The sequence below is a fragment of the Aliagarivorans marinus DSM 23064 genome (assembly GCF_000429485.1).
Classification (GTDB): domain Bacteria; phylum Pseudomonadota; class Gammaproteobacteria; order Enterobacterales; family Celerinatantimonadaceae; genus Aliagarivorans; species Aliagarivorans marinus.
In genome coordinates this window covers 225,898-239,741 of sequence record NZ_KE386908.1, presented here as the reverse complement: position 1 = coordinate 239,741, position 13,844 = coordinate 225,898, and the positions used below count along the sequence as shown (strand labels likewise).

Sequence of the window (13,844 nt, the reverse complement as noted above, 5' to 3'; positions counted from 1 at the left end):
CGTAAATTCAGCCACGCTACACTAAAGTGTCGATTGATAACGCCTGCCAATGCCAACGTTTAAGGAGTGAGCCAAATGGCCCAGTTCATCTACACCATGAATCGCGTAGGGAAAATCGTTCCTCCCAAGCGACACATTCTAAAAGACATCTCACTGAGCTTTTTCCCCGGCGCTAAAATCGGCGTATTGGGTCTTAACGGTGCGGGTAAATCTACCCTGCTGCGGATTATGGCCGGCATCGATACCGAGATTGAAGGTGAAGCCCGCGCCCATCCGGGCACCAAGATCGGCTACCTGCCACAGGAGCCTCAGCTAGATCTCGAGAAAACCGTTCGCGAAGTGGTTGAAGAAGCCGTCGCCATCGTAAAAAACGCCCAGACTCGTTTGGATGAAGTCTACGCCGCCTACGCCGAACCGGATGCCGACTTCGACGCACTAGCCCAAGAGCAAGGCGAGCTGGAAGCGATTCTGGCCACCCACGACGCCCACAGCCTGGAGTCACAACTGGAACGCGCCGCCGATGCGCTGCGCCTGCCTGAGTGGGACACCCAGATCAAGGTGCTTTCCGGTGGTGAGCGCCGCCGCGTGGCACTGTGCCGCCTGCTGCTAGAAAAGCCAGATATGCTGCTACTCGACGAACCGACCAACCACTTGGATGCTGAATCAGTAGCTTGGCTGGAGCGCTTCCTGCACGACTACGAAGGCACCGTTGTGGCGGTTACCCACGACCGTTACTTCCTGGATAACGTGGCCGGTTGGATCCTCGAGCTTGACCGTGGTGAAGGTATTCCATGGGAAGGCAACTACTCGTCGTGGCTGGAGCAAAAAGAAGCTCGCCTAGCCCAAGAAGCCTCCCAAGAGAAAGCCCGCATGAAATCCATCCAGAAAGAGCTGGAATGGGTACGCAGCAACGCCAAGGGTCGTCAAAGCAAGAGCAAGGCGCGTCTGTCACGCTTTGAAGAGCTTAACAACCAGAACTACTCGCAGCGCAACGAAACCAATGAGCTGTTTATCCCAGCAGCTCAGCGCTTGGGCGATAAGGTTATCGATGTAACCAACCTAAACAAAGCCTACGATGGCCGCGTGCTGATTAACGATCTGTCGTTCAGTATTCCTAAAGGTGCCATCGTCGGTATTATCGGCCCGAACGGTGCGGGTAAATCGACCCTGTTCCGCATGCTAAACGGTCAAGAGCAGCCTGACAGCGGTAGCATCGAGTTGGGGGATACCGTTGAGCTGGCCAGCGTGGATCAGTTCCGTGATGCCATGGATAACTCTGCCACCGTTTGGCAAGAAGTATCGGGCGGTCAGGACATCCTGCGCATCGGTAACATTGAAATCCCAAGCCGCGCCTACGTTGGCCGATTTAACTTTAAAGGCACCGACCAGCAGAAACGGGTTGGCGAACTATCCGGTGGTGAGCGTGGTCGCCTGCACCTGGCCAAGCTACTACAAGCCGGCGGCAACGTATTGCTACTCGACGAACCGACCAACGATCTGGACGTAGAAACCCTGCGCGCCCTGGAAAACGCCTTGTTGGAGTTTGCTGGCTGTGCCTTGGTTATCTCGCACGACCGTTGGTTCTTGGATCGTATCGCCACCCACATCATCGATTACCGCGATGAAGGTCAGGTCAACTTCTACGAAGGTAACTACACCGAGTACGAAGCCTGGATGAAGGAAACCATCGGCGAAGACGCTCTGCAGCCACACCGCATTAAGTACAAGCGTATAAACTAATCCTGTGCTGCACAGCTTGATAGAAAGGCTTCCTTCGGGAAGCCTTTGGTTTATGGCGGTAAACCGTCCCTAGCCTCGCGCGGTGGGCTTGAACTTCAAGCCCTGAGTGCAAACTGGTAACCTTGAATCCGCCAACTTGTTACTCGTAGGGACACGACCTTGATTGAAACTCTGGCAATCAGTAACTACCGCTCACTGCAAAACATTGTCATCCCATTGGCCAACCTGAATCTCATCACTGGCGCCAATGGCAGTGGCAAATCAAACCTCTACAAAGCGCTTAGGCTGCTCGCCGAAACCGCGCGCGGCGGTGTGGTTAACTCGCTGGCTAAAGAAGGTGGGATTGAATCCACGTTTTGGGCGGGCCCGGCAAAGATATCCCGGGCAATGCGCCACGGTGAGCAGGATATTCAAGCCACCAACTCGCAGGCAGTCAAGCGCCTTCGCCTGGGTTTTGCCGCAAGTGAGTTTAGCTACTCGGTGTCTTTAGGGATTACCCCGCCACTGCCCTACCCCAGCGCCTTTGAGTTAGACCCAGAAGTGAAACGCGAGAGCATCTGGCAAGGTAGCAAGTACCGCCCGGCGTCCGCCTTGGTGGAGCGCACGGATTGCCTGGTGAAGGCCAGAGATAAACGCCAATGGCAGGTGATTACTCAGCATATGCCGATGTTCGAGAGCATCTTCACTCAGCTCGCCGACCCACAGCACACCCCAGAAGTTTTGAACTTGCGGGAGTTCATCAAGAACTGGCGCTTCTACGACCATTTCCGAACCGACTCCGAGGCACCAGCGCGCTTACCCCAACTCGGTACCCGCACCACGGTACTGGGTCATGATGGAAGTGACTTAGCCGCGGCCCTGCAGACTATTATCGAGATCGGTGACGAGCAAGGGCTTGAAGAGGCCATCGAAGATGCCTTCCCCGGCGCCCGCTTAACCATACAAGTCTCTGACAATGGTCTATTTAATATAGAATTTAACCAACATGGCTTACTGCGACCGCTAAGCGGTAAGGAGCTTTCCGATGGTACCCTACGCTACCTGCTGTGGGTGGCCGCCCTGCTGACTCCTCGCCCGCCCAGTTTGATGGTCATCAACGAACCGGAAACCAGCCTACACCCGGAACTGCTTCCCGCATTAGCGCGGCTGATTATCAAAGCCAGCCAAGCTACCCAAGTGTGGGTGGTCTCGCATGCACCCGCACTAATCGATGCCCTCGAGCAGCAAGCGGAATGCAACGCCATTCGCCTACGCAAGCAGTTTGGTCAGACGGAAATTGAAGGACAGGATCTATTGAACACACCGCCGTGGGCCTGGCCCGATTTGCGTTAGCGCTACCAATAGCGCTCCACAGTGATATGCCCGGGTTCTCGTCGCAGGTGCTTGCGTAGCCCTTTTTGCTGCAGCGCCTCGATGCCATCGCTGATCATCTGCGGATTACCACACAGCATCACATGGGAGTGCTCGGCGCTAAGGCTAAGACCGGCGAAAGACTCTAGCTCACCGGATAGCAAAGCCGGAGGAATGCGCGCTTGCAGGCTGTCAGGATGAGCTTCGCGGGTGACCAGCGGCACAAAGTGGAAGCGTCCGGGCTTGGCTTGCCCCTGCCGATGGATCCGTTCCAGATAACAGAGGTCTTCGCCAAAGCGCACCCCGTAACACAGCACCACGTTGTCAAAGCGCTGCCAGGTAAGCGGGTCGTCAATCATGGAAAGAAAGGGACCGACGCCAGTGCCAGTAGCCAGTAGCCACAGGTCGCGGGACTCAGGTACCTCATCGACCACCATAAAGCCGGCGGCATTACTGGATAGTTCGATGCTGTCGCCGATCTGTAGTTGGTGGAGCTGGGGCGATAGCTGACCGTCTTCCACCTTGATGGCCAACACTTCCAATAAGGGGTCATCGGGGGCATTGACCAGAGAGTAGGCGCGCGCCAAGCGCTTTCCATCGCGCTGTTCTGCCAGTTTGATGAACTGGCCGGCCTTGAAGCGGGGAATGTCCGCCTCGATCTTGATGGTAAAGAGGCTGTCGTTCCAATCGATGCGTTCCCTAACCTTGCCCGTCACCCACATAGCGTCTCCCTAAATCGTTGCAACAAATGATCGTTGACCTAAAGCATAGTCACTCACTGAACAAGGCAGCAACACAGGCCACCAGCGTCATCGCAAACAAAAAGCGCTTAAGAGTCTGAGGTTTAGCAGAAATGGCCAACTTCACGGCCAACTGTGCTCCGACCATATAGCCGGCCGCCAATACCAGCGCCGGCAGCCAGCTGACTTGCCCTTGCCAGATAAACATCACCAGCGCGACGGCGGTAAAACCGAGGGTACAGACCAGTTTAAGAGCATTAGCCTTTATCAGGTCATAGCGCAGGCTGCCCACCAGGGCGGCCAGCAGCACAAAGCCGACACCCGCCTGCACAAAGCCGCCATAGAAGCCCGCAAACAATAGCGCAGGCCAAGCCGATGGCGTGTCATTGACCCGCTTGACTGGCTCATTCGCTTGCGGCGACATCACTTCACTGCGCAGCAACATCAAACCGGTGACGCTAAGCATGGCGCCCAACAGCAAGTATTTGATCAAGTAACTGGGAGCGAACGCCGCTGCCGCTGAGCCCGCCAGACCACCGACAAACATCGGCCACAGAATACCGGAGAGATCCTGAGTATCCAGCTGATTGTGGCGTTTAAAGCCCAAGGTTCCGGTCAGGCACTGCAGGAAGATCCCAACCCGGTTAGTGGCATTGGCCACTTCGGCAGGCATGCCCATGACCATCAGCGCGGGAACCGTCAGGTTGGAGCCTCCACCTGCAAGGGTGTTGATACCACCAGCAAGTAGCCCGAGCACCAGCAATGCGCTTATCTCTAGCACCGTCATCTGTATTGCATCCTTGTCACCACTATCCAAATCTTCTTGTTCGCCTGTTACACTCAAGATCAACAAGCTCGGATAAGGATGTCAATGAGACAAGATGTTGATTTTATTGTTGTGGGTGGCGGTATTGTTGGCCTGTCCACGGCATGGCAGCTGCTTCAAACATACCCGGGTAAGCGCTTAGTCCTGCTCGAAAAAGAATCCCAGCTCGCCCAGCACCAAAGCGGTCATAACAGCGGGGTTATCCACGCCGGGGTCTACTACGAGCCGGGCAGCCTTAAGGCTGATTTCTGCAAGCGTGGGCTAAAGGCCACCATCGCGTTCTGCGAACAACATCAGATCCCCTATCAACAATGCGGCAAGCTACTGGTGGCAACCGATCATCAGGAGCTTGATCGGATGGAGCAGCTTTTCGAGCGCTGCAAACATAACCAGATTGCCTGCGAGCTGTGGGATGCGGCCAAACTGGCCGAGGCTGAACCGAATATCACTGGCTTAGGCGCGATTAAGGTCTTTGATACCGGCATTGCTGATTATCCGGCGATTTGCCAACGTATAGCGGAACTGATCCGAGAACTCGGTGGCGAGATCCTAGTTAACCAGCAAGTCGTCGGCATCAAAGAGCGCCGCGAGGAGGTAGAAGTCCAATGCCAAGAGCAGGCGCTTAGCTGCCAGTTTTTGGTGGTATGTGGCGGGCTGCAAGCCGACCGTTTATGCAAACTACATGGCCTGCCTACCGAGTTTCAGATCATCCCTTATCGCGGCGAGTACTATCAGCTCCCCGAATCGCGCAACCAGTTAATCAAACACCTTATTTATCCGATCCCCGACCCCAAACTGCCATTTTTAGGCGTGCACTTGACTCGGATGGTTGATGGCAGCGTGACCGTTGGCCCCAACGCGGTACAGGGCCTGTCACGCGAGGGCTACCGCAAGCTGAGCATCAATCGTAGCGATCTTTGTGAAATGCTCTCATTCGAAGGCTTCTGGAAGACTACCCGCAGCCACTTGAGTGCAGGGCTGCGCGAGGCGAAAAACTCCCTGTTCAAGCCCGGCTACCTGCAACTGGTTCGCAAGTATTGCCCCAGCCTCACGCTCAGAGACTTAAAGCCCTATCCAGCCGGTATCCGCGCCCAGGCTGTGATGCGCGACGGTGCGATGGTGCACGATTTTTTGTTTGCCGAAAGTCCACGTAGCCTGCATGTGTGCAATGCCCCCTCCCCTGCAGCCACGTCGGCGATCCCCATCGGCGAGTATCTGTGCCAGAAAATCGCAGAAAAATATGCGCCGTGATCGATTCACTCTTCGCTAGCGTATGAAAATGTTGCGCAGGTAGTTTCGATGGCTCCCCCGTCACAGGGCGATGAGAAGACAAGCACTCTTCGAGCAAACGGAACTGCAGTTGCCCCGAGCTACCGCGCGACTTCTACTATGCTTAAATGAGTTACATGTTAGCTGGGACACATCCTTCAAGCCCCCTGTTAACCCTTCACGACAGAGTCGAGGTAGCAATGTCTGAGTTTTCATCGCAGCGCATTCAAGTGGGCATCAGTGCATGCCTGCTAGGACAGGAAGTTCGTTATGATGGCGGCCATAAACAGAGCCGTTTCTGCCGTTATGAGCTTACCGAGTATTTTGACTTTCAGCCGATCTGCCCGGAGTTGGCCATCGGCATGGGCACGCCGCGTAAAACCATCCGCCTGGTCGAAGACGACCAGCGCATCCGCCTGCAGGCCAGCGATGGCAGTATCGATGTGACTGAATCCATGGAAGCGTTTAGCGAGCAGCAAACCAAGCGTTTGAGCCATCTGAGTGGCTACGTGGTCTGTGCAAAATCGCCGAGCTGCGGCATGGAGCGAGTCAGTGTCTACTCGCCCGCGAAGAACAATGCCTCGCGCGACGGCGTCGGCCTGTTCACCGCCAAGCTGATGGCCAACAATCCGCTGCTACCCGTCGAAGAAGATGGTCGGCTCAACGATGCCATCCTACGAGAGAATTTTATTAGCCGGGTGTACGCCTACCACGATTGGCAGTGCATGCAGCAAAGCGGTTTGACCGTCTCCAAGATCATGCTGTTTCACTCACGCTACAAGTACTTGCTGATGGCGCATAACCCCGAGCGTTACCGCCAGTTAGGGCCGGTGGTTGCCAACCTTAGCGAGAATGACCAAGCTGGGTTTGAGCGCTATATCGTTGAGTTTATGGCGATTATGAAGCACAACATTAGCCGTAAGAATCACTGCAATGTACTGCAGCACCTACAGGGCTATTTCAAGAAGCAGCTTAGCAGTGAGCAGCGCCAAGAGTTGGCCGATCACATTATTAACTACAAGAAGGGAATGCTGCCGCTGCTCGCACCGGTGGTGCTGTTGCAACACTATCTGCGCGAGCACCCCAACGACTATCTCTCGGCGCAGGTTTATCTCAACCCGCACCCGATGGCACTGAGGCTACGCTACTCGCTTTGAGATCTGCTTAGTCTTCGTCGTTCAGCACAAGGCCTGTTTTACTGATAGTAATCAGGCCTTGTTTGTAGAGCGCACCAATGGCTTTTTTGTAGGCCCCTTTGCTCACGCCAAATACCGCCGAGATCACCTGAGGCGAGCTTTTGTCGCTAATCGCCAGATAGCCATCTTCTTGGCGAAGCTTAGCCAGAATCCGTTCACCCAGTTCGTCGCTCTGCTTTTTGCCACCCGCGCCCATGCTCAGATCTAACTTACCGTCGCTGCGCACCTTGGCGATCTTGGCTTTTAGCTGCTCACCGGCACGCACCCGCTGAAACACTTGGTCGTAATAAAGTATTCCCCAGTGCTGGTTCTCAACGATGGCCTTGTAACCGAGCTCGGTTCGCCCGGCGACCAAAATATTCACCTGCTGGCCATCGCGGTAGTCGTGCTCGGTCTTATCGAGGAAGCGGTCCAGCTTAGCGCTGGCTACCACACGCTCTTCGTTGTCCAGGTAAAGGTGCACCACGTAGCTGTGGTCAACCTGCATCGGTTGCTGCTGCTGGTTGTAGGGCACAAACAGCTCTTTATCCAGACCCCAATCCATAAAGATGCCCACCGGGGTGATGCTGGTAACGCGCAGGTTGGCACACTCACCGACTTGCGCCTTAGGGCGCTTGAGGGTGGCAACGACACCGGCGTCATTATCGCGATACAGGAAAGCATCGACACTGTCGCTATCAGGCTTCACTCGCTCCATCTCCTCGGGCTTAATGCTCAATAGCCCCAGCTCTCCGGCATCAACACAAGGTTGACCAGATGGGTCAGTGACTAGAGGAAGACGGTTAACTCGGCCGAGTTCAAGCATGGCGATACTCTCGATTAGCAGGGGTGGAAAAGGCGGCATTCTAACAAGAGCCGCCCCGACATGCTTGGATTTTAGTATTTTTTCAGCTAACCGTGTTTTTTAGCAGAGCACGCATTTTAGGCCACCTGCAGGGTTTTCACGATATTGCTGGCCTGAGAGGAAACATCTGCTTCAATATCCACCGCCAAGCGACAAGCGGAATCGATCTGGCTTTTCATCCGCGCCATCTGCCCGCCAAAATCAGCCATACAGCTACTTTGCTCACGAATGCACTGAGAGGCCTGCTCGGACACCTCGGCCGAGCTTTGCGCCTGCGCGCGTACGTCGCTGCTGGTCTGCAGTAAACGGGTTGAGATCTCACGTTGGTGTTCGCTGGCTTCGCCAATCCCATTGATGTGCCCTTGCAGGCTCGTTGAGGACTCGCTCAGTTGGCTGAGGATCTCGGTAACCTCTTCCAGCGAGCCTTGGGTTTTCATCGCCAGATTCCTCACCTCATCGGCGACCACAGCAAAGCCGCGGCCATGCTCGCCAGCGCGCGCCGACTCAATTGCCGCGTTCAAGGCCAGTAGATTGGTCTGTTCGGCGACGCTGCGGATCACATCCAAAATAGCGCTTACGTCGGTCACAGCGGTCACTAAGGTAGCCAGAGACTCTCGTCCAGCAGCCACCGCTTGCTGGGTTTGGCTGCTGGCATCCATTACCTTCTCCACATCCTGCAAGCTATCGACCATCGCCTGCTCGGTGGCGTGGGCTTTGTCTTCCAGGTTGGTGGCGATCTGGTTCAGCTGAGCCGCTAAGGCCTCGAGCTGGCCCATCAACGACTGCGATGCACTCATCTGCTCATCAGTTGTTTGGGACTGCTGCTGCAGGGACTGGATCTGCGTGGTCACGCGACTAAGCGAGTCAGACACCACCGACAACTGCTCGTTGCGTCGCTGCTGCTGCTCTAGCTGGCCATTGAGTAAGTGGTTGAAGTAGTTGGCAATCTCGCCTAGCTCGGTGTTTTTTTGTCGCACCTGCAGAAACTCGACCCGGTCGTTTTCCACTAACTCACGAAAGCCATCGCGCAAGTTACGCAGTGGCAGCAATACGATGTAGCGCGTCACCACCCAAATCATGATTGCCAAACCAAACAGCACCGCAGCGATAGAGTAGAGGCTCCATTCGGTGCGCTGATTCACCTCTTGTCGATACACTTCAACCTCAGCCGCCGCGCTGTCTAGCCGTTGACTCAAGTTGGCCACTTCATCGCGCAAGGCCTCGCGCAGACTTTCGCGCTGGGCAATCAACTGCAGGGAGTTATCTAGCTCCATGGGGTAGCGGCGCGCCAATGAACGTAGCTCGGCTTGGATCTCTTCAGCCAAGTCTTCCGGCTCTTCTGGCTCACCTAAAACAAAGTCATCTTCCGGCGCTTCTGCGAATACCCCGAGTAAGGGTAGATTGGAGAGCTTGGTCGCCAACTGCTCGACCCGTTTAACGGTCGCCAAGTAGCTTTGTTGACTTGCCTCGCCGGGGTTATCGAAATAGCGCTGACGCTGCTGCGCTAACATAGCCAGCTCGGTGAGCAGTTTACCGGCCGAACTAAAGTAATCGATACGTTTGGGGTGGTCGGCCTGCTGGGCATAATCCAGTGCGCTGTCAGTCCATGCGACCAGCTCACGTTCCGCGTTCACCAGCAAGCCCTGCTCATCACCACTGAGTTTTCCGAGCGCCCGGTAGCGCTGCTGCAGGGCCTCAACAAATTCATTAAGCAGCACACTCAGCTCGATAAGCCCCATGTCGCGGCTGCGCTCGCCAAGCGAGATGGCCAGATCTTCTGCCTGACTGAGCTTAATAGCATCGCCAGTATCAAGGTAGGAGTGGATCGAACTCATCAGGTCGCGACTAAATTCCAGCTTAAGCGCCTGATAGTGGCTGAGCTTGTTGTCGGCTTGCAAACTTTGGCTCAAGGAGTAGTAGAGGCCAACGAACAGCAACCCACTAATCAGCATTAATGCCAGTATTTGCAGGCGGGTAAATTGGGATACGCGCATTGTTAGTCCTTTAACAACTGGAACTGGTTTCAATCCCATACAACTGGGAGTTGTAGGGCTTTATGGGCGGATCCTATGACGGTGCTGTGACATTTATATGACAGGGGATAAATAAACGGCCAAGGATTTGGCCGTTTAGAGAGTTATTTGTAAGAGATTGAATTACCAACCTTTTACGATATTGCCTTGGAACAGCTCGTAGGCTTTTTGATACACCGGCTCACTCTGGTAAGCCTCAATGAACTGCTGCACGCGCTCATCTTGCTGGTTGTTGCTACGCGCCACAATCAGGTTTACGTAAGGGCTCTCTTTGCTCTCAACAAACAAACCGTGCTCTTTCAGAGACAGACCCGACATGCCTGCAAAGCTGTTATTAATAACCGCAAAGGCCACATCGTTTAGCGAGCGCGGCAGTTGCGCAGCTTCTAGCTCCAAGATTTCCAAGTTCAGCGGATTTTCGACGATATCGCGAGTGGTTGCGTTGATGCCCGCCTCAGGCTTGAGCACCAACAAACCTTGTTGCTCCAGCAATACCAACGAGCGACCTAGGTTACTCGGGTCATTTGGCAGCGCCACTTTTGCGCCGGCTTGCAACTCTTCCAAGCTGTCTAGCTTTTGCGAGTATGCTGCAATCGGGTAAACAAAGGTGCTGGCCACTGCTACGATGTCGTAGCCACGCGCTTCAACCTGTGCATCCAAGTAAGGGCGGTGCTGAAAAGCATTCAGGTCAATACTACCGTCGTTGAGCGCTTCGTTTGGCGTGACGTAGTCACTGAAAGCCACAATCTCAACCTGCAGACCGAACTGCTGCTTGGCCACTTCGGCGGCGATTTCAGCAACCTGCTCTTCCTCACCGGCCATAGCACCGATTTTCAGTACGTCGTCGTTGCTGCCACAGGCCGCTAGCAATAATGCGCTACCGCCCAAGATAAAGTTTTTTATTAGGTTACTCATTGTTGCGTTCTCACTTGTTACTTTATTTTTAGTTTTGTCTATTGATTTATCTATTGGCTCATCGATGGTCGATGGCGCGTACCAGCGCATCGCCCAACATCTGAATAAGCTGTACCAGTGCCAGCAATACCACGATCGTGGCCACCATCACCTCGGGCTCAAAACGGTAGTAGCCATAGCGAATGCCTACATCGCCCAAGCCTCCGCCACCCACCGCTCCAGCCATGGCCGAATAGCTGACCAGCGTAACCAGAGTGATGGTGATGCTGTTGATGATCCCCGGTAGCGCTTCCGGTAGCAGCACTTTGCGAATGGTTTGCCAAGGGCTGGCCCCCATCGCCTCAGCCGCTTCCACCAAGCCAGACGGGATCTCTAACAACGCCCCTTCCACCAAGCGGGCGATGAATGGGATAGCACCGATACTCAACGGCACCACCACTGCCATGGTGCCGATACTGGTGCCCACCACAAAACGGGTAAACGGGATCAAGGCCACCAGTAAAATAATGAAGGGAATAGAGCGGCCTGCGTTGACCACCGTGCCCAGAATCCGGTTCAGCCAAGGCATCGCCAGTAACTGCTCGGCCTTGGTCAAGTGCAGCAAAAACCCAAGAGGGATGCCAAACAGTGCGACCACCAGCCCCGACAAACCCACCATCTGCAGGGTTTGCCAAGTGGCTTTCAACAGTAGAGGAAACAGATCAGTCGACATAAGCCACTACCTCCGCAGTGATATTGTGTTGTTCGAAGTAGGCCAGACTGTCTTGGATTGCCGCCTGCTCACCACTTAGCTCCACCAGCATCAAGCCAAACTTGTTGCCACCGAGGTAGTCCATTTGTGCGCTGACAATCGACAAGTCGATGTTGAACTTACGCGCTACCTGAGAAATCACCGGTGCATCCACCGCATCGCCTCGAAAGCTGAGCTTCACCAAGGGATGGCTGCTGGCCTTTGCGTTACTGTGCAAGCGACGCTGATAGGAAGCCGGCACCTCCAAGTGCATGGTGGAGGCAATAAATCGCTTGGCCAACTCGGTCTTTGCATTGGCAAAGAACTCGCCCACCGGCCCCTGCTCAACCAATGCGCCATCGTCGATGATTGCCACCTTGTCGCAGATCCGCTTAACCACATCCATCTCATGCGTGATAAGTAGGATGGTTAGGCCGAGCTGTTGATTAATCCGCTTGAGCAAATCAAGGATCGCCGAGGTGGTTTCTGGGTCCAGCGCCGAGGTCGCTTCGTCGCACAGCAGTACCTTTGGGTCAACCGCTAAGGCCCGGGCGATCGCCACTCGCTGTTTCTGGCCGCCCGATAGCATCGCCGGATAGCTATTGGCTTTATCCGCCAACCCGACCAGCTCCAACAGCGATGCGACTTTCTCAGCAATCTGCTGCTTATCTGCCCCCGCTAACTCCAGCGGCAATGCCACATTGCCAAACACGGTTCGCGAGTTAAGCAGGTTAAAGTGTTGGAAGATCATCGCCACATCTTGGCGCGCAGCCCGTAGCTGTTTAGCTGGCAAGCTCATCAGATCGAGCCCATCTACCAGCACTTGTCCACCATCCGGCCGTTCTAACAGGTTCACGCAGCGGATAAGGGTACTCTTACCCGCGCCAGAACTGCCGATAATCCCGAAGATCTCGCCTCGTTCTACCTGCAGATCGAGCGGGCGTAACGCTGCTACCGTTCGCCCCGCATGAGTATATGTTTTAGATACTTGCTTTAATTCAATCATTAACGCCAATACAGCCAATTAACCAGTCACTTAAACCATCAAGTCATCAATAAGCGACATTTCGTATAGGTAATGAGCGAAGTATATAGCCGTCCGGAAGTCTGTCAATAGACTTTTAGATGTTTAGCCGTCTAAATGTCTTAAAGGCTAATGGGAACGAACAGATCGAGGTCGAAGGTTTCGTCAGGGTCGACAAAATGACATTGGCGATAACCAACAAAGGCAGGTGTATTACCAAGGATATAGCCACTCTCGGGCAACCAATGGTGATAGAAGTGATGCAGCACCGGGAGCAAGTCGCCGAACTTGCCCTGCACTGACAAGCGAGCATGCGGGCCGCCAGGTATCGTCATAAAGCAGACCGGTCCGCGCCGGATATTCTCTTGCTCGATCTGCAAGCAAGCCACGTAGTGACAGGCATCGGCCGGTACGATATCGGGATTAGAGTGCAACAGCCCCAGCAGCTTATCTTGCTGCCATGGCACGCCATGCATCGCCGCCCACACCCGCAACTTGTCGTAGGCGCGATTGATCGAGCGGTCGTAGCCACGATGCCGCACGTAGGCGACCGCTTGGGCCTGCAACACATCAATCCGCACCTCAGGAAAGGCCAAATGGCAGGGCTCGGTAAGCTGCTGGCGTAACTCATCACTCCAGTTTTGTTGCAAGTTCTCAGCACTGTAGCGACGATGGCCACCATTTCGCCACTGTTTCGGTGATACACCAAAGTACTCTTTGAACGAACGACTAAAAGAAGCAGGCGAGGATAGCCCACATTGAGCGGCAGCCCGTTGGATACTCAAGGTAGGGTTAAACACCAGCAGATTGGCACAGCGTTCAAGCCGAGTGCGGCGCACATAGTCATTAACGCTCTCGCCGGTCACCACCTTAAAACAGCGCTGGAAATGAAAATCAGAGTAAGCCGCCACCTTAGCCAATCCCGATACTCGCAGATCGCCATCCAAGTTCCGGTGGATATGATAGAGCACATCGTTGATTCGGCGCTCCCGACTAATTTCTGTATCCAAGGTCATAACGGCTGCACCTTTCCTTATGGAGATCAAATAGCGTGATTACTGAGCGACACTAGGTCAGTTTGGCTAAAAACAAACCAGCTATGAAAGATAAATAGCACATTTGGATAAGAACGTGCACTGATTAAGACAAACGTGTTTTCTGTCATTAAGCCTACCCT

12 protein-coding genes are annotated in these 13,844 nt (G+C 54.5%); 4 read left to right on the top strand and 8 right to left on the bottom strand.

Annotated elements, in window-relative coordinates:
* Nucleotides 1-75: 75 nt before the first annotated feature.
* Both ettA and G461_RS0118680 read left to right on the top strand, forming a co-directional pair.
* Nucleotides 76-1,740, top strand: coding sequence for an energy-dependent translational throttle protein EttA (gene ettA, locus G461_RS0118685; protein ID WP_026959131.1), 1,665 nt, complete (start codon nt 76-78; stop codon nt 1,738-1,740).
* Between the two features lie 159 nt (nt 1,741-1,899).
* The gene (locus G461_RS0118680) at nt 1,900-3,072 is read left to right on the top strand and encodes an AAA family ATPase (protein ID WP_026972987.1); all 1,173 of its coding nucleotides are present in this window, start codon (nt 1,900-1,902) and stop codon (nt 3,070-3,072) included.
* 2 nt (nt 3,073-3,074) lie between these two features.
* On the opposite strand, the gene G461_RS0118675 is transcribed toward G461_RS0118680, so the two are convergent.
* On the bottom strand, nt 3,075-3,812 hold the full coding sequence (locus G461_RS0118675; protein WP_026959133.1) for a ferredoxin--NADP reductase: 738 nt from the start codon (nt 3,810-3,812) through the stop codon (nt 3,075-3,077).
* A gap of 49 nt (nt 3,813-3,861) precedes the next feature.
* On the bottom strand, nt 3,862-4,617 hold the full coding sequence (locus tag G461_RS0118670) for a sulfite exporter TauE/SafE family protein (RefSeq protein ID WP_035480699.1): 756 nt from the start codon (nt 4,615-4,617) through the stop codon (nt 3,862-3,864).
* A gap of 84 nt (nt 4,618-4,701) precedes the next feature.
* Between G461_RS0118670 and lhgO the strand changes: the two genes are divergently transcribed.
* Both lhgO and G461_RS0118660 read left to right on the top strand, forming a co-directional pair.
* Nucleotides 4,702-5,907 (top strand): L-2-hydroxyglutarate oxidase, encoded by a 1,206-nt coding sequence (gene lhgO, locus G461_RS0118665; RefSeq protein WP_026972985.1) that lies wholly within the window; start codon nt 4,702-4,704, stop codon nt 5,905-5,907.
* A 218-nt stretch (nt 5,908-6,125) separates the two neighbouring features.
* Nucleotides 6,126-7,082, top strand: coding sequence for a YbgA family protein (locus G461_RS0118660; RefSeq protein ID WP_026972984.1), 957 nt, complete (start codon nt 6,126-6,128; stop codon nt 7,080-7,082).
* Between the two features lie 7 nt (nt 7,083-7,089).
* On the opposite strand, the gene G461_RS24820 is transcribed toward G461_RS0118660, so the two are convergent.
* The 6 genes from G461_RS24820 to G461_RS0118630 form a co-directional block, all read right to left on the bottom strand.
* Nucleotides 7,090-7,926 (bottom strand): CvfB family protein, encoded by an 837-nt coding sequence (locus tag G461_RS24820; RefSeq protein ID WP_035480826.1) that lies wholly within the window; start codon nt 7,924-7,926, stop codon nt 7,090-7,092.
* 116 nt (nt 7,927-8,042) lie between these two features.
* Nucleotides 8,043-9,959, bottom strand: coding sequence for a methyl-accepting chemotaxis protein (locus tag G461_RS0118650; RefSeq protein WP_026972983.1), 1,917 nt, complete (start codon nt 9,957-9,959; stop codon nt 8,043-8,045).
* A 162-nt stretch (nt 9,960-10,121) separates the two neighbouring features.
* Nucleotides 10,122-10,913, bottom strand: a complete 792-nt coding sequence (locus G461_RS0118645) for a MetQ/NlpA family ABC transporter substrate-binding protein (RefSeq protein WP_051333690.1) — start codon at nt 10,911-10,913, stop codon at nt 10,122-10,124.
* Between the two features lie 58 nt (nt 10,914-10,971).
* Complete coding sequence (locus tag G461_RS0118640; RefSeq protein ID WP_026972981.1) at nt 10,972-11,625, bottom strand: methionine ABC transporter permease; 654 nt, start codon at nt 11,623-11,625, stop codon at nt 10,972-10,974.
* Nucleotides 11,615-12,649: a methionine ABC transporter ATP-binding protein MetN gene (gene metN, locus G461_RS0118635; RefSeq protein WP_026972980.1), complete on the bottom strand. Its 1,035-nt coding sequence runs from the start codon at nt 12,647-12,649 to the stop codon at nt 11,615-11,617. The genes G461_RS0118640 and metN overlap by 11 nt, the downstream gene beginning before the upstream one ends.
* A gap of 140 nt (nt 12,650-12,789) precedes the next feature.
* Nucleotides 12,790-13,683, bottom strand: a complete 894-nt coding sequence (locus tag G461_RS0118630; RefSeq protein WP_026972979.1) for an AraC family transcriptional regulator — start codon at nt 13,681-13,683, stop codon at nt 12,790-12,792.
* Nucleotides 13,684-13,844: the final 161 nt, after the last annotated feature.